Below are 24,061 nucleotides of genomic sequence, written 5' to 3'. Positions count from 1 at the left end.
TAAAAATTACATTGGTAAATAATTGTTAACAAAAAAATTACAGAATTGAATAAAGGTGGATGTTTAATTTGTTGTTATCTATATATAGAACTATGTTTTTCAATGCAAAAGATGACTTTTTTTAAGCTTGATCTCTTTGACCGGATAGCGGTACAGGTAACCCTGTATATCTTGCTATTTAGTTCAATTTAGTGGTGGCAAATAGTTAATTTCAATAGAAAGCAACTCAGTAAATTGCCGGCTCAATTTTTTTAACGCATTTTCTCGTTGGTATGGTCTGATTAGTGTCCCCTTTTATATATCCTCTGGGAACCATCATTTATTTAACCTCAGTCAATAAACTATTATCCATGGAGCTTGCCATTACGGACACTGCCATTACTCCCATTGATTTCCAAAAAATACAATCTGGAGACCCTTCTGAATTTCAAAAATTGTACAGGAAAATTTATAACAAGTTGCTTGATGAAGCAACCTGCCTGGTGAACGATCAGGAACAATCAATCACCGGGGTGCAGCTTAGTTGTATTCAAAGCTGGATCCACTGTGAGGGTATCACCTCAGAACAATATTATTTCGGCTATGTCCGTAGCCGGTTGCTTCGTTATACCCAGGCTTTGCGTGATGATCACCGGCGCATTCACCACGAGCTGGGAGTTTTAAACGAGCTCCTTTCGGTTCAATATGAGCGACCTTTTTATCACCTGGCTAATTTGTACGAGAATTTGACGGTATTTCAAAAAGGATTGATCCGAAAAACCTTTAAATTTTATTACCAGCCCGCGCCAGGTAATCCATCTAATCCTGGGGTAGGCCCGCATCCTTTACCGGCTCAAACTTTATTGAATTACGCTTTTTACACACTTCATTATATCCTTGTTTGATAATATTAGGCTTTGGAATTCAATTATTTATGATCCATGGAGTTCAGATTTGAAAAAACTTTCATTTTTCTATAGTAAGTAATTTCTTTCGCGTCGTTTTAATATTATAGGCCAGCCTACCCGGTATAAAAATTCAACCAAATAATTAAAGTTTTTGGGCAACAACTGAAAACAGGCTAAACTTTATTTTATGCCTTATGAGTTGTTGTTTTTAAAATGGAGGATAACCTAATCATTCCAGCGATCTTGTATTGTTTCCTATAAACGTTTTGATAGCAGAAGCACAAAGTCCGGTGTTGATTACCAGAGCAATTCAACCATAACCGGCTAAGGATGTGAGCATGCCAGGTCATTGCGATATGGCCTGGCCTTCCTTACAACATAAGATATTTACAATGATGTTCATCAGGATATCGTTGGTAACATCATTGACCTATGAATGACTGGTTTTTTCAGTTCCTTGAAGACGCCCCATGCGGGCTGTTTTTAAACGGCTTGCTTTTCTCTCTTCCTTTTTCCTGATTGAACTATTAACCCTATTTGATATGAGGCAAAAGACGCTTTTGTTACTACTCCACTTTTTATCTGCTACCCTGTATGGTCAAAACGATTTGTTGTCGTTATTTCCCAGGCAGATTCCGAAACCATTTTATTTGAAAAAGATCAGCCTCATTCTTCCTAATGATCATACCGAAATGCCGGTCTGGAAATATGGCATTGGCAATTGTCCAGCGGATACGTTATCACTAATGAGCTTTTTTCATAAAAAACAGCTCACCGGTGATGATACGCTGTTTTATTTTCTCGGCGCCGGACCTTCAGAACAATATCTTCTTCCTTTTGAAACCGGCACCGAAATCCTGTTGAATGCTGGCTCTTTTCTGCAGTTTGCTTCTATAAACGAAGGGAAAAAGAAATTAATTATAAGGGGTGAGCTGTATGTAGCTACCGGCAACGATTCTGTATCGATAGAGGTGGAGGGGAGTATCGTAAAAGCAGGAAGTGGGACGAAACTAAATATCTTCAATTATCCTGACGAGCCCATTATCATTTCGTGTATAGAGGGATTAGTTGAAATCAAATATCAGGGGAGCGTAGGCCTCCTGCCTCAGTATACCGAGGCATATATCAATAAGTCAGGCCTACATCTTAGCACAAAAAAAAGCCATGCGAAAAAAGCTTGCGAATGGGTATATGGAAAAATGGAAGCTCCTGATCTTCCTTCCGCGCTGAAACGAATCCTCCGCTGGTATGATTACCCCATTTTCTTCAATAATAGGGATGTTGAAAATGGTCGGGTTGTCGAATTCCCTTATCGTATTACTCCTGTGGATGAAATGCTAAGTATCTATCAAAGAGCCAATCCCGGATTGGAGTTTCAAATTCACAAGGGCAAAATAATCGTAACAAAAATAAAATCGACTTATTTTGAAGAACAATCTATTCATTTTCAGTCAGGTACTACTAGCGATGACCCCTGATGCGTCGGGGATTTAATTTTGGGGCCTATCCTTATTTTCCAATTGTGCAAGCACCACTTGCACAATTAAGCGATTCAACTTATTTTGCTGAAAATAAACGGTTTGCAATTTTGCAATCACCCCTTGCCAAATTAAGTTGGCACCACCATTCAAAACCCAACCACCTCCCAAAACGCTTTCTTCGGTTGCCCGTTCACATCAAACAGGGTAGGGTAATTCTTTCTTCCCATAACGGGGTATTCATCGAGCCAGGTGCGCCGGTCGCTCACACCCCAGCAGGTAACACCGGTGATCACATTTTTATATTCGCGGAAAATGCGGAACACTTTTTTGTATTGCTCCAGTTGTTGCTGTTCGCGTTCGGGTGTAAAGGTATCCACATCATCGGCTCGCTTCGCGCGGCGATTCTTCTCCCAGGGATAAACAGAAATATCCAGTTCGGTAAATTGTACTTTCAGTCCCAGGGAGGAGAATTTTTCAATGGCAGTGCGTAATTCATTTTCGGTAGGCTCGTATAGGCTCCAATGCGCCTGCAAGCCCACTCCATGAATAGGTACTTTGGCATCAACCAGTTTTTTCAACAGTTGGTAGATGCGCTCCATTTTTTCGGGTCGTTCTGAATTATAGTCATTATAAAACAGCACCGCATTGGGGTCTGCTGCATGCGCATATTCAAATGCCTTCGCAATAAAATCTTCCCCACAGATCTGGTACCACAGCGAATTACGCAACAGCCGGCTGCTGTTATCATCCACCGCTTCATTCACCACATCCCAGGCATAAACCTTTCCCTTATACCGGTTCATTACGGTAGTGATATGTTCTTTCAGGCGATTGAGCAACACTTCTTTGGTAACCAGGTTGCCTGATGCATCTTTAAACAACCAGGCCGGCGTTTGTTCGTGCCAGCATAAGGCGTGGCCGCGCACCTTCATGCCATGTCTTTGTGCAAAGTTTACGATGCTATCGGCCGGCCCCCAGTTGTACCGGTCTTCTGCCGGGTGAATAGGCCCCATCTTCATGGCATTCTCTGGTGTCAGGCTATTGAATTGTTGGGTAATAAGTTGTGCATCGGGGCCACTCAAATTGCGCCAACTAACTGCTACGCCAATAGGGAAGTAGTCAGCGTAATAGTCTTTTAATCCTTTGGTTATATTTTGGCAGAAAAGTGTTGTAGACAGGATCAACGATATAGAAACAGACACTGTTCTTTTCATATAATTAGTTCTTAAGTCGTAAATAATGTATCTTTTGTTACCGGGTACCAGTTCCCGGTTTCCAGGTCCTTAATGTCAGCGTGCTAGCTAATATTCGGCCTGCAAATGAGCCCCGGTAACAGGCAACTGGTAACAGGTAACTATACAAATTACCTCTCCGGCCCCAAATAGCTCTTCCGCACCCCACCCCAGTCAATCACAATCTTCTGCAGCACCACACCGGGATCAACCGCCCAGATCTTCAACATATGATGCCCCGCCTTATGCAACGTGTGAACAGAGGTGCTGATGCGGATATTATCGCTTACCGATTGCGCCCAGGCATTTTCAGAATTATCTGCATGCAAATTCACCAACTGTGGCGCCTCCTCATCGAAGGAAATGCCATACCGTAACCCGTTCGATTCATTGAAGGGCAGGGTAGGCGAGCAGTATACCATCACCTTCGTGGCGCCTGTATCGGTAGTGAACAGGTCGTATTCAAGATGGGCCGAAGTATCCCTAAAGGTGGCCGGTCGTGGAAATGGCGGAAAAAAGGTCATGCCGTTACCGGTCCTGCCTATATCTGCGATCCTGACCCAATGCGTGACCGCATCATCTACTACGTTTGCTAAATGGTCTGCATCCATAGAAATATATCCATCTGCTTCCACATGTGTTTGCTGTTTGAGCCCCGGTACAGTTGTTTTCTCCAGGGTAGCAAATACAGTCACATCACCATTCGGACCGCTAATAGTGATGGGCGCCTGGTGCTTTCCTTCCGGCACAGCCTGCCATTTCACCTGCACCCATATCCGTTGTTCTTTTTCAACCCGGCCACTGGTTTGTGATAGCTGTAGCCAGGAACCAGCTGGTTTTATGGTATAATTAAATGAAGCGTTGCCTGCGTTAACCACATCGATATAATGTTTATCACCCCGATGATTACTGAATGCGGGCAGCACAGCTTTAACTGTATCATTGGACCACCACACCGTTTCTGAACCTTCAATGGCAATGGCCATAAGGGTATGAATGGCCGGCTTTCTAATTTTAACAGCCGGCATCCTGTTCACCGGCGGTTGTTGCCACCAGGTATAACCGATATGCGTTTGGTCCATCATGTGGTCCCACTTTCCATTGGCCATTACCTTGTTGTAATGCAGGCTCAGCAGGGAATCGGTATCATATAATTCCTGCACGCGGTTGGCGAGCTCATTAGTTGCTACACGGCTCTGCTTTGCATACAAATGATTTTTGCCGGCTGTAACATACAGTTCATTCAGGTTGGCGCTGGCCTTTACCGGGTACAACACCAACTGGTAGAATGCATCTTTATATTGGGCAGGGATGAGCTTGTATAATTTTTCAGCCAGTAGAACCAGTTCATTGTAATCGCGCACCACTTTATCTGCTTCCTGGTAATTTACCTGGCTATAGGTATCAGGCGCCAGCAACTCCGGTTTGCGGCGGCTGTTGTACTGCGTGTATTTGGTAAGCAGGTAAGCGATATCTGCTGCATAGGTTTTTCCGAATTGCTGGGCCGCCCATTTTTCGGTATAACCACGGGAAGGATCAACCGGGTACGCAGCAGGGTTCCACGCATAATCAAGAAAGAACGAGATGGGCAATTCCATGGGCTTCAGGTCTCCTACATTCACGATCCAGATGCGGTTCACCCCATATTCCCAGGCCAGATGCATTTGCTCCCAGGTGCGGGGAATGGTATTGGTGTTGATCCATTTGTAATTGCGCGGGCCGCCCACATAATCGAAATGATAATAAATGCCATAACCACCAGCCCGTGCAGGGGCATCCCGTTTTGGCAGCTTGCGGATGTTGCCCCAGTTATCATCGCATAATAACAAGGTAATATCATCGGGCACCCGCATGCCCCGGTCGTAATAGTCCTGCACTTCTTTATACAGTGCCCACAATTGGGGTGTGGCCGTAGCGGCTGCACCGGTTACATCGGCAATGATCTGGCGTTGATCGGCAACAATTTTTTCCAGCAGGGCGATATTGCTTTTTTCGCTCATGGGCTCATCACCATCGCCCCGCATGCCAACAGTGACAATGCTTTCATACCCCCGTTTGCGGCGAATGCCTTCCGCCCAAAATTGCTTCAAACGCATTTCGTTGCTATCGTAATTCCATTTACCGCTGCCATAGCGCCGCCATTCATCATGCGCGCGCAACATGGGTTCGTGGTGACTGGTGCCTATTACAATCCCATACCGGTCGGCCATCACGGCATTGAGCGTATCATCGTCATAAAAAGCATTGCCCCACATGGCCGGCCACAGGTAATTGGCTTTCAGGCGAAGCAACAGCTCAAACACTTTTTCATAAAATAAATGATTGAACCCGCCGAAGGTAGCTTTGCTCCAGCCGGCTAAAGCCGGTGCTTCGTCATTGAGAAAAATACCGCGGTATCGTACGCCGGGGTGTTGGTATTGTCTTATTTGCGGGTTATACCAGCATTCGCGGGCCGTTTTCACCGGCACATCGGCCCACCAGTACCAGGGCGATACGCCCAGCTGTTTCGACAATTCAAAAACACCGTAAGCAGTTCCGCGCCTGTCACTGCCCGCAATCACCAGGGCATTATTTACGCCGGGAAAGGGATTGGGTATAACGGTGAGCTGAAAAGCTTCCCATTTATCTTTTATACTGTCGACGGATAATTTTTTCAGGGCCACCAATTGCCTGATGAGCAGGGATTGATCGAGCGAACCAATGACGATAATATTTTTGGCAGTGCCACGGGGATGCGTATGGGCGGTATCGGGTTTTTTGCCGGTAACTTTTTCAATATCGGTTTGCAGTAAAGCGGCTGCTTTTTGTACCAGCCAGTGATCGCCGGCATCAACATAAATGGGGGTAGCCGATTTGCTGGCAACAATGGGGAAGGCGCCAACCGGTTGTTGGGCAAAAAGGGAATGAAGGGCGAGCCCCATCAATATGGTCAGTATCGTTCTTTTCATATGGAATTCAGCGAAAAGAGGGGCATCGTACAATCAACGATGCCCTTATACTTTTCTTAGTAAGCTTTAACCAAACTGATCAGCTGATTGAGCTGTTTGGTTAGCTGCGTCTTTATTTCGATAAACTTAAAATCCGATCGAATTGCCGCCGTCAACAGGTAATACCACGCCGGTGATATATTTGGCACTATCAGTGGCCAGGAACAGGGCGGCATCGCCGATATCGGCAGGCATCCCCATCACCCCCATGGGCGTACGGCCCAACGCCTTGTTCTTACGGTCAACATCCTGGTTAAATGCTTTGGAGGTCATATCGGTGGCAATAAAACCGGGCGCAATGCAATTGATGCGAATGCCCTGTGGCGATAGTTCAGTGGCCATGGCCCGCGTCATACCCTCGATAGCAGTTTTGGAAGCCGAGTAAGCAATTACTTTCGGAATACCATATTGCGCCGCCATGGAACTGATGTTCACAATGCTGCCTTTTTTATTGGGCAACATGGTCTTTACCACTTCACGCGTCAATACAAATACACCCACTAAATTGGTCTGTATCACTTTTTGAAAATCTTCATTGGTAACCTCGGTGAATTCCTTCTTCATATTGATGCCGGCATTGTTCACCAGTATATCGATATGGCCAAATTGTGTAATTACTTCTTTTACCAGGTTGGGGATGGCATCGAGGTTGCTGAGGTCGGCCACCATGGGAATGCACAGCGCGCCCAGTTTTTGTTTGGCCTGTTGCAGTTTTTCGGGATCACGGCCTACAATGACCGTAGTGATGTTGTGCTGTACAAATTTCTCTGTAATGGCCAGGCCAATGCCCGAACCACCACCGGTCACGATCGCTACTAATTGATTATTCATTTATACCAGGTTTATCATTCTTTAATTTCAGGGTTAGTGGTCTATGTTCCTGTTCCCGGTTGCCGGTTACCAGTTGCCAGGCCTTGAATTTCGATCACTCTTATTGCTGTCGGGGTTTCCGAATTTTTTACCCCGGTAACCGGAAACTGGCAACCGGTAACTGAATTTCCCGGCAACTGGTAACTGGTAACCGGTAACTATTAGTTAGGCGCATACGGAAAACTTAATTCCTCATAATATTCCAACGTATGATCGGGTTGCTCATACCCTGCCGGAACAGGTTTGTTGGAAAAGGTTTGAAAATACAATACACAGGCATTGCGCCACCACACGGCTTCCTGCTCCTGGATGGCCAGCAATTGCTGCACCTGTTTAAACCGTTCTTCATCAATAAAACGTTGAAGTCCGTTCCAGCTGCGTTGCATCCAGCGAACAGAATCAACGCCGCTGTAATATTTAATGCACAAGGTTTCCCATAGCGTTTTGCCCGATTGCAGTTTGTAATTCCAGGGCACATGGTGGAACCAGAGTAAAAATTGTTCCGGACAGGTAGCCATATGCTCAAACTGTTGCTGCACGGCCGGCTGGTATTGGGCCAGTGCATTGCTGCCTGTGGCAGTGCGGTTGAAACCAATACCTATTGAATCGGCCTTATGAAAATACACCGGGTTCCAGTCGGCCCGTGGCGCTTTGTTGTACCAGGGGGCGGGGCCGTAATGATGCCCATAACCCATAATGTGGTGCAGGCCCAATGGCGTCATATAATTCACCATGATCTCACGTGATGCCAGCATGAGTTTTTGTACGGTATCAACAAAGGCCTGTTTGTTGGAAAAGGTTTGCCTTATCCATTCATTGGCGATCTGCTGCGCCGTAAGCGTATTGTCCCAGGCCAGCCTGCCAAGGGTATACCAGTTGGCCTGGCCAAAGGGATGGCCCGTCCAGTTGATATCGCTGCCGATATTCGAAACCCCGGCCATACCGCTGAGGGTATGATTATCTGCGGTTCCCTCAACGATCTGCGCCACGCTGCTGTTATTACTTTTCGCGTGGGTATCGGCGTTCAGTATTTCTTTGAATAAGGGCCCCAGGTAAACCAGGTGTGTGGCAAAACCGGTATATTCCTGCGTGAGCTGGTATTCCATCATCAGCGGCGTTTGCGGCATGGCGCCAAAAAGCGGATGGAAGGGTTCACGCGGCTGAAAATCTATTGGTCCGTTCTTTACCTGTATCAATACGTTTTTTCTGAACTGTCCATCCAGTGGTTTGAATTCATTATAAGCCTGCTTGAACCGGTCTTCGGGCGATTCGCTGCTGTAAACAAAAGCGCGCCACATTACGATGCCGCCGTGCGGGGCTACTGCATCGGCCAGCATATTGGCGCCATCGGCATGGGTACGCTGATAACTTTGCGGGCCCGGTTGCCCTTCTGAATTGGCTTTTACCAGGAAGCCGCCAAAGTCGGGAATGAGGCGATAAATTTCATCGGCTTTATCTTTCCACCATTTTTGTACTTGGTCATTTAACGGATCGGCTGTTTTCAGTTTACCGATCTCAACCGGCGCACTGAAGCGGGCCGTGAGATATACCTTTATATTATAGGGCCTGAATACGCGGGCCAGCGCCGCCACTTTTTGTAACCAGGGTGCTGTTAAGATCATGGCATTGGCATTCACATTGGTGAGCACCGTGCCATTGATGCCGATGGACGCATTGGCCCGGGCATAATCAAGATACCGCTGATCGATGTAACCGGGCAATCGTTGCCAGTCCCAGATACTGCAACCGGCATAACCGCGTTCAACCGTGCGGTTCAGGTTATCCCAGTGATTAAGCAGGCGAAGGTGTATTTTGGGTGCACTGGAAATGTTCAGTGAGGTAATTGGTTGTTGCGTTTGCAGCAACCGCAAAAAATGAAAAGCACCGTATAAGATCCCGGCTTCTTTATTGCCGGTTATTAACGTAACGTTTTTTCCCTCGTGCCGTATGGTGCGAATGATAAACCCTTCTTCGCCCAAACGCGCCAGTGCCGTATCGTCTACCAATTGGTGAATAAAAGGTAAATGCGTGGGCAGGCCCATCAGGATGGTGCCATTGGTAACGGCCTTTTGCGCGGGAATTTCCCTGCCCAGCAACCCCGAAAGCCCTGTTTGCAGTTCCTGTTGTGCTGCTTTGAGTATATCATTGTCCGCTGCACAGTTTATGCTGGTGATCTGTAACCGGTACTGTTGTAGCAGGGTCGCATTGTCGATCGTATTATATCGTAACCACAACCGGTAGCCGTCTTCTGCGATTACGGAAGTATATAGGAAAATGCCTATTATTACAATGACCAGTTTTTTCATATGTCTTTTAGTTACCAGTTACCGGTTACCAGTTGCCGGGCCTTGAATGTTGATTATTCTAATTGTAATCGGGCAGCCCGAATTTTTTACCCGGTAACCGGAAACCGGGAACCGGGAACGCTTCATTCACTATCTGATCTTGTTTTTAATGATGATGCTCTTATGATCAGTTCCGAGCGTAACAAGATAGTATTGGTAGCATCGATACTGTTTACGCCATTCAGGTGATTGATCAAACTGGCAGCAGCCATTTCACCCATTTTATAACCGGGGTAATTAATGGTGGTGAGGTTTGGTTCAATTACGGTACTAACGGGGTCGTTGTTAAAACCGGCAAAAGCCATGTCGTGCGGAATACGGATGCCTGCTTTTTTCAATGCGATCATGCAGCCAACGGCGCAATTGTCGTTTGCGGCAAAAACGGCATCGGGTAAAGGATTCATCTGCAGTATGGCCCCGGCAGCCTGTGCGCCGGCTTCCTGGCTAAGGTTATTGATGAGCACATTTTTTTCATCGAAGGGTAGCTGGTGATCGGCCAGCGCCTGTTTGTAACCGGCCAGCCTGTCAACATACACATTTCGTTTTGGGGTGGCGGTAATATGCACAATGTTGCGGCAGCCCTGGGCTATCAAATGACTGGTAGCTTCATAAGCGCCTTTGCGATTGTCGATCAGCACACTGGTGCATTCGGGGTGGTCGGCCACGCGGTCGAAAAAGATAAGCGGGATGTTCTTTTGAAAGAAGGGAGAGAAATGGTTTAGGTTTTCAGTATCGTAAGCGAGGGAAACCAGGATGCCATCGACCCGGTTATTGAACATGGTTTTGGCGCTGGCCAGTTCTTTTTCGGCCGATTCAGACGACTGGCTGATAATAAGGGTATAGCCCTCGTTATTGGCAACGCTTTCAATACCGGCGATCACCGTGCTCATGAAGTAACTGTTGAGCCGGGGAACAATGACCCCGATGGTATAGGTGCGCTGTTCGCGAAGATTACGGGCAAAATGGTTGTACCGGTAGCCCATTTCTTCGGCCAGGTCAAATACCTTTTTCTTGGTTTTTTTGCTTACGACCGGGTCGTCCTTTAAGGCCCTGCTTACCGTTGCTATGGAGACGTTCAACTTACGGGCGAGGTCATAAATGGTTACTTCTTTTGGTTTTGTCATACAATCGCTTACATACTTGATAGTAAAGGTAAAATAAAAATATTCTTAAAAAAACAATGTAATCGGTTACATTGTTTCGTTTTGGGTTGTAAATTAGCGTCGTGAATTGTTAATCAATAGATTGCCATCATGATTAAAACGATTGAAAAAAGATCAGGCTCCCTAAAAATAAAGTTATTAATAATATTCTGCTCGTTAGGCATAACGGCAACCGCCCAAATAAAACTGCCCCGCCTCATCAGCGATAACATGGTGCTGCAACGCGATGCCAAATATTAACCATTTGGGGTTGGGCGGCCGCTGGCGAAAAGGACAACCAGCCCGGTGAAAGCAGCTGGGCCATGACGCGCGAAGCGCAATTGAAAACATTATCATTACCCAACACCGGAATGGCAGTAATAACCGACATTGGCGAATGGAACGATATACACCCATTGAATAAAGAAGATGTGGGAAAACGGCCGGCCTTGTGGGCGCAAAAGCAGGCGTATGGCGATAAGAAGGTAGTATATTCAGGTCCGTTATACCAGTCAATGACAAAACAGGGCAACAGGATCGTACTGCAATTTACCAGTACCGGAAGCGGATTGATGGCAAAAGGAAATGGGGAACTGAAATATTTTGCCATTGCCGGAACCGATAAAAAGTTTGTATGGGCTAAGGCTGCCATTGAGGGGGAACCGTGTAGTGGTGTGGAGTGACCAGGTGGCTGATCCCGTGGCGGTACGATACGCCTGGGCGGATAACCCGGAGGAGGCGAATTTATATAATAAAGAAGGTCTACCGGCTTCTTCATTTAGAACAGACAGTTGGTAAACGTAACAAAAAACTTGCTATGGAATATACAATGCGTTGGTTCGGGCCAAACGATCCCGTTCCTTTACAACATATCCGGCAGGCCGGATGTACCGGTGTGGTAACGGCTTTGCACCATATTCCGGTGGGCGACGTGTGGACGATAGACGAGATCAACAAACGAAAAGCCATGATCGAAGCGGCCGGCATGAGCTGGACGGTCATTGAAAGTTTACCGGTGCATGAAGACATAAAAAAACAAACCGGTAATTACCAGCAATACATTCAAAACTATCAGCAAAGCCTGCGCAACGTAGCCGCCTGCGGATTGAAAGTGATCACTTATAATTTCATGCCCATTCTCGATTGGGTGCGTACAGATATTAACTATGAAATGCCCGATGGCAGTAAGGCCCTGTTGTTTGAACGGCTGGCCTTTATTGCCTTTGATGTATTTATGCTGGAAAGACCGGGGGCCGAAAAAGAATATACAAAAGAAGAACTCAGTGCTGCACGGCAATATCTCGACAACATAACGCCGCAGAAAAAGGAAACCCTGTACCGCAATGCCCTGCTGGGTTTGCCCGGCAGCGATGAACCGTTTACCAAAGAACAGGTGCTGGCCGCGCTCACCACCTATCATCATATTGATGCAAAAAAGCTGAAAGAACATTTGTTCTATTTTTTGCAACAGGTGATGCCGGTAGTGGAGGAATGTGGTTTGAAAATGGCCATTCATCCCGATGATCCACCATACCCGGTATTGGGATTGCCGCGTATTATGAGCACCGAACAGGATGTAAAAGACCTGTTGCAGGCGGTACCTTCCCAATCGAACGGCTTGTGTTTTTGTACCGGGTCGTTTGGAGTACGGCCCGATAACGATCTGCCGGGCATAGTACAGCGCTATGGCGATCATATTCATTTTGTGCACCTGCGTGCCACTAAAAGAGATGCCGCCGGTAATTTCTTTGAAGCCGATCACCTGACCGGTGATGTAGATATGTATGCGGTGATAAAGGAATTGGTGCTGGTGATGAAAAAAAGAGGCGTGTCGTTACCCATGCGGCCCGATCATGGTCACCAGATGCTCGATGATCTCAAAAAAACGACCTATCCCGGTTACAGTGCTATTGGCCGTTTGCGCGGACTGGCAGAGTTACGGGGATTGGAGTTGGGGATCGTAAGAAGTTTGTAAGTTTTTAAGTTTGTTTGTTTATAAGTTAGTAACCAGACCTGTGAGGTCCATCACCTGAGCTTGCATTATTATCAGGCTGAATTGGACCTGACAGGTTTTCTTACCTCGGCTTAATAGGTGTTTGATTATCAATACTTATATACTCTAATATTGCTTTTTAGATTATTTCCTGCCTTTACCGGATTCTTCCATTTCATAAAAAGTTCAAAAAAAGAGAAAACGTCTTCGGTTATTCATCAAATTTTAGTAACCTCGGTGCCGGGAGATCGTTAAGTTAACGGCTCTCCCCTTGTAGTATTCCAAAGGATTTGATTAATTGCGATACTGTGGCTGATGGGGCGAAGCTTTGCTGAACACGCATCGCATCCAAAAGCTAAAAACCAGGTACATGGATACAATTGATTTAAAACGAATTTTTCACCTTATAATGCCGCTAACGTTGTAGGCAACTTTAACCTCCTATGCGAATACTTCTTCTTATTGGGACATTGATAATATTTTTAAAGGCTCAAAGCCAGGACAAATATTATGATACCTATACAGTTGACACAATTACATTGACTGATATTCACTTTAAGAAAGTTGTTTCGTATCAGATTAACTCCGTGACGTTTTTTGTCAATTATGAAGACTACAAAAACGAACTATATATTTGTTGGAAAAGGTATCATGATGGAATGAAAGGAACTAAACGAGAGAAAAGAAGAGGCGAGTATATCAACCCAGATTACGAGCCAAGATGGAAAATAATTGACTCAGTATATCAGCTTTTAAAAAAGCAGGTCACGACACAGGACACAATATTTCTAACTCAAAAAATATTTGACAAAGTAGGATTAGGCGCTTTAAACAGCTTTTTTCCCGACATGATTGAAAAGAATAATTGTGCAATCTTTGGCAGTGACAATAAACGACATTTCATAATTATCCGACACAAAGGCTCAAAGAAAACGGGGAACTTTACTGGTACTGGTGGAAGAGTTTACTTTTTGCCAGGTCAAAAGAAATATTTTATTGGCGCAATGGATTGGGTATCGTAACAAAACTGCCTACAACAAAAAGCTTTGCGTCAGCAGGGCTAACGAGGTCGAGCCTCCGCAACAGTAACTCCGGTAAGCTTTAGTTCTGGCTCGACCCAACGGAACTCATCAATAGAATATGTTCTCAACTTTTTATTTTTAATCAGCTTTTGTTATGGGTGGGACGAATAAATCCGTCCCGCCGAACGCAAAGTCCTGAACGTTGTGGGCAAGCAAGCAGTCGCTTTCAAAAATTTAAAAAATCAACCCTATACACTAATGAACTTTTTACCAGAATTTGAAGTAGATTATAAAATTGCATTAAAAAGAACAAGAATAGCCGCAGCGCTAATCGACTTTTTTATATGTTGGTTTATTGGCTTTGTAATTGGAATAATTGGTGGCGACTTTTATCAGGACAGTGAAAGCATTGGGTTTCATTTAAAAGGATATCCGGCATTTTTTTGGGTTTTATTGTTATAATTCCAATAAATGAAGGAATATCTGGACAAACAATTGGCAAGAAGGTTTTAAAAATTAAGGTTGTTAAAAATAATCTGAGTCCAACAAATATTCCGATTTCATTAATCAGACATATATTTAACATAGTTGATTTAACTCTTTTTCTTGGATTAATTGTTGCAGCAATAAACAAAAAGAAAAAGAGAATCGGAGATTTAGTCGCAGGTACAATAGTGATTCACAAATACTAACTGCCTGCCCACAACAAAGGGTTTGCTCAAGTGTGGCTGGCTAAACTAAACTTTAACTTTTTTACCTGGCCAGGCTGTGGTTTTGGGCTGGACAATCCAATTGGGGCTTTAGTTCTTAATTTTCGGCATTTATGAACCGTATACTTACATTAGCAGCTTTTCTCTTGCTCACATTTAAAGGATATTCCCAAAACTGGAGGTATGTTCCTGATAAAAAGGTTTATAAGAGTCTTAGTGAAGCCTTTAAAGCGGAAGAAAAAGTATATAATCTTAGTCTTTATAATCAAAAGATTACCCGGGCTGATTTAAAAAAGATCGGGACATTAGATAGCTTACAATTTTTGTATATCGAGAAATGCGACTTAACAACTTTACCCGATGAAATTTTTAAGCTCCCAAATCTAAGAACTCTTTTTTTAGATTATAATTCCTTTACTACTCTTCCAAGAGGAATAAAGTTTTGCAAAAAATTAGAATATCTTTCAGTACATAGCTGTAAGCTATCAGTTATCTCTCCAGAAATCGGGGAACTGACTAATCTTCGGGAATTACATATCGGCAATAATAACATTTCACGCTTACCTGTTGAGTTTGGAAATCTTCAGAATCTTGTAGAGGTTTCATTCCAGGACAATAAAATTGAATATTTACCTGACCAAATCGGGGATCTGAAAAGTCTTGAATATCTAGGTTTAAGTGCCAATAGACTACAGGTGTTACCGGCATCGATAGGACGGCTTATCAGATTGATAACTTTAGACCTATCAGAAAATTACCTCACAACGCTTCCAGAAGAAATCAAAGATTTACAAAACCTAACGCGGCTATATGTATCCTGCAATAAGTTTACCAGCCTTCCAAAAGAAATAAAAGATTTACGAAGCTTAACGGTGCTAATTGTATCCTGTAATAAGCTAACCAGCCTTCCAGAGGAGGTCAAAGATTTACAAAACTTAACGCTGCTAAATTTATCTCAGAACAAGCTTACCAGCTTTCCAGAAGAATACACACAATTTCCTAAACTAAAACAATTATTTCTTGATGATAATAAGATCAAAATTTTCCCTCAGGAAGCAGGTTTATTGAATAATCTTGAAAAGCTTTCATTAACCAATAATTCAATCTCAGAATTTCCAGCGTTTATATCTGGTCTGAAGAGCCTAAAAAGACTTGAGCTGGACAATAATCAAATTACCAGTCTTCCCCAGGATTTTTTTAAGTTAGCCAATTTAGAGTGGCTAACAATAAGCATGAACCCGCTCTTAAATATTCCGGATGAAATTCAGGAATTCAGGAAACTAAAATGGTTACAGATACAGTTAACCCGTATTCAACCAGACCGGGCCGCAGAAATTAAAAAGCTATTACCCAAAGATTGTGAGATTGCCTATGAGGTTCGCCAAAGGAACATGAAAAATAGGATCCCGCTAAGTACTTTTATGCAGTAATAGCTAGAGCGGTAATGCTATGACGTAACGGTTATGTTGATTGTACACGAATGAATAATGCATGGAGCAAAGAGACTTTTGTGTATTTTTAGGTGGTGGTACACTTTTACCTTTGCATTAATATTTATTTAAAATATTGAACAATGCATGCACAAATAATCACTTATCAATTAAATGATATTTCCCAGGCGGAATATCTTAAGCAAATGGTGGAACCAGATGCACCAATTATAGCGAAAGTAAAAGGGCTAATTTCAAAAGTTTGGCTCGCAGACATAGAAAAAAACTCTTTTGGCGGTTTCTATTTATGGGAAAGCAAATCGGCAATGGAAGATTTTATGAATTCTGACCTGGTAAAAGCTGTTGTAAGCCGCCCGTACGTAAAGAATGTTTCTTCGGTTGACTATGAAGTAAATCAGAGTGCTTCATTGATTACCCGGGGAATAAAATAGGTAGTTGAGGCTTCTTCCATGTTGACAGAAGCACTACCGCTTTTCCTTCATCCCCCCATTCTTAAATAGATAATACGCCGTCTGATAGGCCGCTATAGCTTTATTGCTCATCGCAGGATCAATTTTTATGGGCGATTGCTCATCTGTTTGGGCATTCCACCTGCTACTGGTAACCTGCTGTTGCGGACTTAAAATGGTGAGGCTGTCATGCTGCAGATACCCCAGCTTCTGGTAGGTAGCAACATAGGCCCTGGGGGTAAAACCCGGCAGCAGCACATCGTTGCCATACCAGTTGCTCTCATAATTCCAGTGCAATAATCCAAACAAAGTAGCGAACAGATCGATCTGCGAACATTGTTGCGGAATGGTGTGTAAGCCATCCCTTTTTAAATTATAAATGATGCAGGGGATATGATATTTTAAAACATCGATCTCGTTCTTACCCGCGCTGCTGGCGCAATGATCGGCCACAAATACCACAACTGTATTATTGAACCAGGGTTTCGACCGCAGCTTTTTCAGGAATTCACCAATGGCATAATCAGTATACTTTACCGCGCCATCGCGGCCCGAACCGGAAGGGATATCAATCTTTTTTTCAGGATACGTGTAAGGCCGGTGGTTCGAGGTGGTCATTACAAAATCAAAGAAAGGTTGCTGCTTCGCATGCCGGGCATCTGCATCCCGCATAACCGCATCGTACAGGTCCTCATCGCAAATACCCCAGGCATTGCTGAAATGAATGTCTTCATCGGGAATAATGGAACGTTTGCCAGTGAAATTGTCACCCGGTGCAAACCGGCCGCCCTTATCAACGATATCGAATCCATTATTGCCAAAGAAATTATTCATATTATCAAAATACCCATCCCCCCCATAAAAGAATGATCTTGCATAGCCGGCCTTCTTAAAAATAGAACCAACGGTAAACAGTCCGGCGTTATCATTGCGGCGAACGATGCTATTACCGGGAGTAGGGGGCACACATAAGGTCAATGCTTCCATTCCCCTTACCGTACGCGTACCCGTGGCATACATATTCGTGAAGAGGATCCCCGAATCGGCCAGGGCATCGAGCACTGGTGTCAAATGCTGAACGTTTCCAAAATGAGCCATAAAATCGGCGCTGAAACTTTCAATGGTCACCAGGATCACATTGGGTTGTTGGGCCACTTCACCATTATTGATCTGCCGGCGTATGCTGTAGCCATTATCAATATAACGGGTATTGGGCGTCTGCAGCTCATTCCGTACTGTTGAAAAAGCCGTGGCCTCTGGTGTTTTGGCATAAAAATCATAATAGTTCAGCTCATTGTTCCTGAAAGCGGAAAAGAAGGAAAAGATCCCCGCTTTTGATAATTCACCCTGGTAGCGGTTATGACTGCTTTCAGCCCATGAATTGGGAACAAGGAAACCAATGAGGGCACCGGCCAAAACGATCCCTGTAGAAAGCAACCGTTGTTTGATGGGCGTATTGGAATAAAAGCTTTGTTTAAACAGCCCTCTTTTATGGAAGATAAATAATACGGCCAGTGTAAGCAGCACCATGCCGCTGATAAGCCAGGGCAACGGGTACGATTGATTGATATTCTGTATTACCTCAAACGTGTATACCAGGTAATCGACCGCAATAAAATTGAAGCGGCTTTCAAATTCATTCCAGAATGCGAATTCTGCAAAAAAGGAGAACATCAGGATAAGTACCACCAAAAAAAAGCCGGCGTAGGTAAATATTCTATTGGCGAGCGAACGGTTCCAGCGTTGAGGCAGCACCAGCAGGTAAATGGCATACAAAGCACTGAAATAAAGCGCCACGATGGTATCAAAAACCAGCCCTTTACCATAAATGCGCAAAACCGGTAAAAAGCCCAGATCGGCCTTATGGAACGACAACACTAAAAACACCGTTCTGGTAATAAAGGAAATGACCAGGAAGAACAAAATGAAGTTGGCCAAAACAGAATACCGCGATTTATGTATGTGCATATTGGATAAAACCGCAAATGAACCAGCCGATTTTGAAGGAATTCTGAAGCCCGGCCGGCCCTTTTTTCTGAATTCCTTCAATTTTGATAACTTACTTTGCATAAAGAAATGTTGGATATGAAAATTTTGATCGTCGAGGACGAACCATCACTGAACAAAGCTATGGTCGACTACCTGCATCATCAGCAGTACCTGTGCGAATCGGTCAATAATTTTCACGATGCGCTTGAAAAAACAGAAAGTTACGAATATGATTGCATTGTACTGGATATTATGTTGCCGGGTGGCAATGGATTGGAGTTGTTGCGTCAATTGAAAGCCAATAAAAAGACCGAGGGTGTTATCATTATTTCGGCGCGGAATGAGCTGGATGATAAATTGAACGGACTTCAGTTAGGGGCTGATGACTATCTCACCAAACCCTTTCATTTGCCCGAATTAAGCGCCCGCATTGCGGCAATCATCCGCCGCAAGAATCTGCAGGGAAGTACAATTATTAAGTTTGAAGAAATAGAAGTAGATGTGCTGGCAAAGATCGTCACCATACAGGGTAAGGAAATAACCCTCACCCGTAAGGAATATGACATGCTTTTGTATTTTCTGGTGAACAGGAACCGTGTGCTGTCAAAAGATGCCATTGCCAGCCATTTGTGGGGCGCCGATGCCGACCTGGCCGAAAACCTCGATTTTATTTATACCCATGTAAAGAACCTTCGAAAAAAGCTGTTACAATATGGCGCCGGCGATTATATACACAGCGTATATGGCATGGGGTATAAATTTTCATTGAAATGAAGCTCTTCTCTAAATATAACCGCATCAATATTGCTGTTTCCATTATTGTATTTTTAGTGGGATGCGCCGCTTTTTATTTTGTATTGCGGGTGGTGTTGATCAGGCAGCTCGATGATGCCCTGCATACCGAACAAACAGAAATTATAGCCTATGTACAATCGCATAACCGCCTGCCCGAAGTGGTGAATGCCTATAACCAGCAGATCACTTTTACTTCTATTGAAAAACCATTGCGGGGGTCTATTTATATAAGTGAAAAGATCAGGGACCGGGAAAAGGATGAAATTGAATGGTCGCGCAAATTGATCTTTGGTATTACCGTTGCCGGTATAAATTACCAGGCCACTGTTACCAAATCGCAGGTTGAAACCGAAGACCTGTTACAAATGGTGATCATGGTGGGCGCCGGAATGATCGCCCTGATCTTACTGGCCGGATACGTAATTAACCGCATGGTGATAAAAAAGTTGTGGAAACCTTTTTATACAACCGTACATGAAGTGGAGCAATTTCAGTTAGCCAAACAACAGGCATTGCAACTACCGGTGACCGGCACCAATGAGTTTGACCTGCTGAATAAATGTCTTACCACAATGACCAGCCGGGCGCAGCAGGAATACCAGGTGGTAAAGGAATTCAGCGCCAATGCCGCCCATGAAATGCAAACACCCCTGGCAGTGATCAGGAGCCATACCGAAGCCCTGATGCAGGATGAACAATTATTGCAACAACACAATGCATCCATAAAAACTATTGACCAATCGGTGAACCGGTTAACGCGCCTGAACCAGGACCTGCTATTACTGGCGCGCATTGAGAACGGTCAGTTTCCCTTACAGGAAAAGATTGAACTGGATAAGATCATACAACAGAAGTCGGAGGAACTGGCAGAGTTACTGTCCTCATTAAAAATTACCTGTCAGATACAAACCGTACCGGTACGTATTTCGGGTAACCAGCATTTAACCGAAGTGATCGTCAATAACCTGCTGAAAAACGCCATCCGGTATAACGTGGAAGGCGGGAAGATCATTATCAACCTTACCCCTCAAAAACTGATCATCTCCAATACTTCGTCATTGCCTGCACTGGAAGCCGGCAAAATAAGCCAGCGCTTTTACCGACATCCCGAAACAAAAGCCGATGGCAATGGGTTGGGGCTATCGATCGTAAAACAGGTATGCCAGGTAACAGGGTATACGTTGCAGTATGATTACCAGCATGGGATGCATATTTTCTCTATTTTGTTATAATTCCATAATCTACGCTTCAAACTTTTAACAGAATGCCTAAGTAGGTTTGCATCATGAAAAACTGGATGCTTCTCCTATTTTGTTCTTGCTTCCTGCTTCCTGCTTCTGCGCAGGAAATATTCCGTGCCCTGGTAAAAGATAAACAAACACAACTACCATTACCGGGCGTAACGGTAATTACCGGGGGCGGTAAAGGTATTACGACCAACGATAGCGGCCGGGTTGAAACAGCATCATTGCCTGCCGGTAAACATAGCATTCAATTTTCTTTTGTAGGGTATGAACTGTATACCCTCACCACCAAACTGCCCGATACCAGCTGGCATGAAGTATTGTTGACCGCTGTACAAAAATCACTGGAAGAAGTAACCGTGGTGGCCAGTACCCGCAATAACCAGCGCATAGAAAATTCGCCCCTGAAAGTGGAAGTACTCGGAAAGGAAGAAATGGATGAAGAAAATACCATTAAGCCCGGGAATATCGCCAGCATTCTGGGTGATATTAGCGGTATACAAATTCAGCAATCATCGGCCGTATCGGGCAATGCAAATGTGCGCATACAGGGCCTTGATGGCCGCTATACGCAGATCCTGCGCGATGGTATGCCGCTCTTTGACGGTTTTAGCGGCGGCTTTGGCATTCTGCAAATACCACCGCTCGATCTTAAACAGGTAGAGTTGATCAAAGGTTCTGCTTCCACATTGTATGGTGGCGGCGCCATTGGCGGATTGATCAACTTAATTTCAAAAAAGCCCGGCTATGAACAGGAAGGCATCCTTACGCTTAACCAAACGACTTTAAAAGAAAGTAATGTCAATACCTATATCGCTAAACGAAATAAAACCGTTGGTTATACTTTTTTTGGCGGGGTTACGCACCAGGGCGCTGTAGATGTGAATGACGATTCGTTTTCAGATGTACCAAAACTCGATGCGGTGATCGTGCATCCGCGGTTCTTCATATACCCCGGCAGCAATACAACCATTGCCATGGGATATACCGGTACTTTTGAAACACGTAATGGTGGCGATATGCAGGTGATCAAAGGAAATAAAGACGTGGTTCACCAGTTTTTTGAAAAGAATAAGACCATGCGGAATACGGGCGACCTGCTGGTTGATCATACATTGGGCAATGGAAGCAGGTTGGAGCTGAAAGCCAGTGTAAGCTCATTCGACCGGGCCATCACTACCAATGTTCATTATTTTAAGGGGAACCAGTTAAATTATTTTACCGAAGCCTCCTGGCTGCTGCCCAAAGAAAAGTACAGCATAGTGGCCGGGATGAATGTAACCGGTGACCAGTTTAACGTATTGCCATCTTCAGGTGCTGTTGCATTACGTAACTACGGTAATAATACCATCGGCGCCTTTGCACAGGCTACACTTAATTTACCGGCCAACACCGTACTGGAAGCCGGGTTGCGGGCCGACCATCACAATCGCTATGGGAATTTTTTATTGCCACGTGTAGCGTTATTTCACCGGTTCAATGAGCAATGGGCTACCCGCCTGGGTGCAGGGTGGGGGTATAAAGCGCCCAACCCGCTGGCCGTTCAAACAGTGGATTATCCTATAGAGAATATTCAACCATTGCCGGCCGGCATAAAAGCTGAATTATCAACCGGCTATAATGCCGAAGTGAATTTCAAAAAACAATTCGGTGAGCATGCTTCTTTATTCATAAATCATGCTTTCTTTTTTACCCGCATCAATGATCCGGTAATTACCACCGAGGAAGGGAACGGGGAAGTTGATTTTTCAACCGGCAGTCATATATTGACCGGCGGTTTTGATACCTATGTGCAATTAAAGCTCGATGCGTTGGAATTGTATGCCGGCTATACTTATACCGTTGCTGAACGGAAATATTTACCCAATAACCAGTTTATGCCATTGACCCCCCGCAACCGCATGGCTTTTGTGGTGGTGTATGAAATTGAAGATGCCTGGCGGTTTGGGCTCGAAGGTTCTTATACCGGCAGGCAATACCGCGACAACGATTCCAAAACGCCGGGTTATATGTTTATGGCGGCGATGGTTGAAAAGAAATTTGGCGACAAACTGAGCCTGGTGCTCAACTGTGAGAATTTACTCGATTACCGGCAAAGCAAACACGAAGCATTGTATACCGGCACCATTACCGATCCTACATTTAAACCCTTATGGGCACCTATTGATGGAAGGGTGGTGAATCTTTCTCTACGCTGGAATTGGGCCCACAAATAGGAAGTAGGAGGTAAGAAGTATGAAGAGTCTTATTTTCGAAAACCCTTATTATGGCTTAACTTCATGTTAGTGAGGCAGAAATAAGCAAGGCGAGGCCGGAAATTCCAGGTTTTTCCTACTTCTTCCTTCCTACTTCTTACATCGTACTCCATGGCATAGTTTTTTAATGATTCCTGGGAAGCTCCTGTGTTCACCAGGCACAGGTTGAAAAATTAGCTACGATTATGAGGAGCTATTATAAATATGGTTTCTACCTGTTGCTGCTGTTCCCATTAGCTGCCAATGCGCAGCGTGACATCTTTAGAAAAATGGATAGCATGAGCAGGCAGCCCCCGCCTTTAAAAAGAGGCAACCAGGACAGTATAAGGCGGGAATTCTACAATCAGACCACAAAGATCAGCTTTCCCGTTTACTGGAAGTTAATGGCAAGCGACCTGAAGCAACAGGTAACTTCACCTTTTCATGCAAAGCCGCGTCTCTGGTACCGGGCAGCTGCTGTAGTGGCAGTCACCGGTGGGGTATTATTATTGGATGAAAGTATTAGCCGCGCGGCCGTAGATTGGCGTAAGAGTAGTCCGGGAATGGTGAACACCAGTAAATTTGTGACGAATTTTGGCGGACCCTATGAAGTGATCACCCTTGCTGCCCTGGGCACCTATGGGTGGGTGTTCAGGAATACAAAAATAAAGACCACCACCTTACTCGCCACACAGGCTTATATTACTTCTGCCGTCATCTTTGAAGCCGCCAAGTTTTTATCGGGCCGTCAACGGCCTTACTATTACGATCCGGAGACCAACTCAAACGATCCTACCTGGCATGGGCCATTTTATCAGTTTAAAAAAGATGCAAACGGGAACAAGCCTAATAGTTACTCCTATACTTCATTCCCTTCGGGCCACACCACGCTGGCCTTTGCCGCTGCCACCGTATATGCCATGGAATACAGCGACCGGCCTGCTATCAAGATCCTTTCCTACGGCGCGGCCACTATCGTTGGGTTAAGCCGGATAACAGAAAACAAACACTGGGCTTCTGATGTGCTGATAGGTGGCCTTCTCGGCCATTTAATAGGCCGCCAGGTAGTGAATAACTACCACCGCTATGCTAAATTGAAGACCGAAGCAGCCCAGGAAGCCGTCAGGCACAAGAATACCATTTCATTTGCTCCACAGTATCAATTTGGAAGGTGGTTGCCGGGGATTGTTTATAAGTTTAATTGAGTTTATAAAAGTGCTTTTCTTTTAG

General features: G+C 44.6%; 20 protein-coding genes. 14 read left to right on the top strand and 6 right to left on the bottom strand.

Annotated elements, in window-relative coordinates:
• The first annotated feature begins 350 nt into the window (after positions 1–350).
• Together A3860_RS23535 and A3860_RS23530 are read left to right on the top strand one after the other, a co-directional pair.
• A complete protein-coding gene (locus A3860_RS23535; RefSeq protein WP_081150579.1) occupies positions 351–884 on the top strand; it encodes a hypothetical protein in 534 nt (177 codons plus the stop codon).
• A 653-nt stretch (positions 885–1,537) separates the two neighbouring features.
• A complete protein-coding gene (locus A3860_RS23530; protein ID WP_143774233.1) occupies positions 1,538–2,365 on the top strand; it encodes a cupin domain-containing protein in 828 nt (275 codons plus the stop codon).
• 149 nt (positions 2,366–2,514) lie between these two features.
• On the opposite strand, the gene A3860_RS23525 is transcribed toward A3860_RS23530, so the two are convergent.
• The 5 genes from A3860_RS23525 to A3860_RS23505 all read right to left on the bottom strand — a co-directional run bounded on the left by A3860_RS23525 (position 2,515) and on the right by A3860_RS23505 (position 10,926).
• Entirely contained in the window at positions 2,515–3,582 is a 1,068-nt protein-coding gene (locus tag A3860_RS23525; RefSeq protein WP_081150575.1) for an endo-1,4-beta-xylanase, read from the bottom strand.
• 149 nt (positions 3,583–3,731) lie between these two features.
• Complete coding sequence (locus tag A3860_RS23520) at positions 3,732–6,548, bottom strand: glycosyl hydrolase 115 family protein (RefSeq protein ID WP_081150573.1); 2,817 nt, start codon at positions 6,546–6,548, stop codon at positions 3,732–3,734.
• 126 nt (positions 6,549–6,674) lie between these two features.
• Complete coding sequence (locus tag A3860_RS23515; protein ID WP_081150571.1) at positions 6,675–7,418, bottom strand: SDR family NAD(P)-dependent oxidoreductase; 744 nt, start codon at positions 7,416–7,418, stop codon at positions 6,675–6,677.
• Positions 7,419–7,618: 200 nt separating this feature from the next.
• Positions 7,619–9,763, bottom strand: coding sequence for an alpha-glucuronidase family glycosyl hydrolase (locus A3860_RS23510; RefSeq protein WP_081150569.1), 2,145 nt, complete (start codon positions 9,761–9,763; stop codon positions 7,619–7,621).
• 122 nt (positions 9,764–9,885) lie between these two features.
• A complete protein-coding gene (locus tag A3860_RS23505) occupies positions 9,886–10,926 on the bottom strand; it encodes a LacI family DNA-binding transcriptional regulator (RefSeq protein WP_081150567.1) in 1,041 nt (346 codons plus the stop codon).
• A 129-nt stretch (positions 10,927–11,055) separates the two neighbouring features.
• On the opposite strand from A3860_RS23505, the gene A3860_RS41225 reads away from it, so the two are divergent.
• The 8 genes from A3860_RS41225 to A3860_RS23470 all read left to right on the top strand — a co-directional run bounded on the left by A3860_RS41225 (position 11,056) and on the right by A3860_RS23470 (position 16,551).
• A complete protein-coding gene (locus tag A3860_RS41225; protein ID WP_158085336.1) occupies positions 11,056–11,205 on the top strand; it encodes a hypothetical protein in 150 nt (49 codons plus the stop codon).
• Positions 11,206–11,267: 62 nt separating this feature from the next.
• A complete protein-coding gene (locus tag A3860_RS23500) occupies positions 11,268–11,627 on the top strand; it encodes a hypothetical protein (RefSeq protein ID WP_216823495.1) in 360 nt (119 codons plus the stop codon).
• A gap of 134 nt (positions 11,628–11,761) precedes the next feature.
• The gene (uxuA, locus tag A3860_RS23495) at positions 11,762–12,919 is read left to right on the top strand and encodes a mannonate dehydratase (protein WP_081150565.1); all 1,158 of its coding nucleotides are present in this window, start codon (positions 11,762–11,764) and stop codon (positions 12,917–12,919) included.
• 461 nt (positions 12,920–13,380) lie between these two features.
• Positions 13,381–13,959, top strand: a complete 579-nt coding sequence (locus A3860_RS23490) for a hypothetical protein (RefSeq protein ID WP_081150563.1) — start codon at positions 13,381–13,383, stop codon at positions 13,957–13,959.
• 204 nt (positions 13,960–14,163) lie between these two features.
• Positions 14,164–14,421 (top strand): hypothetical protein, encoded by a 258-nt coding sequence (locus A3860_RS23485; RefSeq protein WP_143774232.1) that lies wholly within the window; start codon positions 14,164–14,166, stop codon positions 14,419–14,421.
• Complete coding sequence (locus A3860_RS23480) at positions 14,403–14,651, top strand: RDD family protein (RefSeq protein ID WP_158085335.1); 249 nt, start codon at positions 14,403–14,405, stop codon at positions 14,649–14,651. Before A3860_RS23485 ends, A3860_RS23480 begins: the two co-directional genes overlap by 19 nt.
• A gap of 131 nt (positions 14,652–14,782) precedes the next feature.
• Complete coding sequence (locus A3860_RS23475) at positions 14,783–16,099, top strand: leucine-rich repeat domain-containing protein (RefSeq protein ID WP_081150557.1); 1,317 nt, start codon at positions 14,783–14,785, stop codon at positions 16,097–16,099.
• Positions 16,100–16,242: 143 nt separating this feature from the next.
• Positions 16,243–16,551: a YdhR family protein gene (locus tag A3860_RS23470; protein ID WP_081150555.1), complete on the top strand. Its 309-nt coding sequence runs from the start codon at positions 16,243–16,245 to the stop codon at positions 16,549–16,551.
• Positions 16,552–16,584: 33 nt separating this feature from the next.
• On the opposite strand, the gene A3860_RS23465 is transcribed toward A3860_RS23470, so the two are convergent.
• A complete protein-coding gene (locus A3860_RS23465) occupies positions 16,585–18,639 on the bottom strand; it encodes an LTA synthase family protein (RefSeq protein ID WP_245843602.1) in 2,055 nt (684 codons plus the stop codon).
• A 15-nt stretch (positions 18,640–18,654) separates the two neighbouring features.
• Between A3860_RS23465 and A3860_RS23460 the strand changes: the two genes are divergently transcribed.
• The 4 genes from A3860_RS23460 to A3860_RS23445 all read left to right on the top strand — a co-directional run bounded on the left by A3860_RS23460 (position 18,655) and on the right by A3860_RS23445 (position 24,036).
• Positions 18,655–19,332, top strand: a complete 678-nt coding sequence (locus A3860_RS23460; protein WP_081150605.1) for a response regulator transcription factor — start codon at positions 18,655–18,657, stop codon at positions 19,330–19,332.
• A complete protein-coding gene (locus A3860_RS23455; protein ID WP_081150553.1) occupies positions 19,329–20,585 on the top strand; it encodes a sensor histidine kinase in 1,257 nt (418 codons plus the stop codon). Before A3860_RS23460 ends, A3860_RS23455 begins: the two co-directional genes overlap by 4 nt.
• A 53-nt stretch (positions 20,586–20,638) precedes the next feature.
• Positions 20,639–22,813 carry a TonB-dependent receptor gene (locus A3860_RS23450; RefSeq protein ID WP_081150551.1) on the top strand — a complete coding sequence of 725 codons (2,175 nt, stop codon included), beginning with the start codon at positions 20,639–20,641 and terminating at the stop codon, positions 22,811–22,813.
• 224 nt (positions 22,814–23,037) lie between these two features.
• Entirely contained in the window at positions 23,038–24,036 is a 999-nt protein-coding gene (locus A3860_RS23445) for a phosphatase PAP2 family protein (protein WP_081150549.1), read from the top strand.
• Positions 24,037–24,061: the final 25 nt, after the last annotated feature.

Source organism: Niastella vici (assembly GCF_002077945.1).
GTDB lineage: Bacteria > Bacteroidota > Bacteroidia > Chitinophagales > Chitinophagaceae > Niastella > Niastella vici.
Note: the sequence above shows the minus strand (reverse complement) of the source record. Positions and strands in the feature narration are given on the sequence as shown.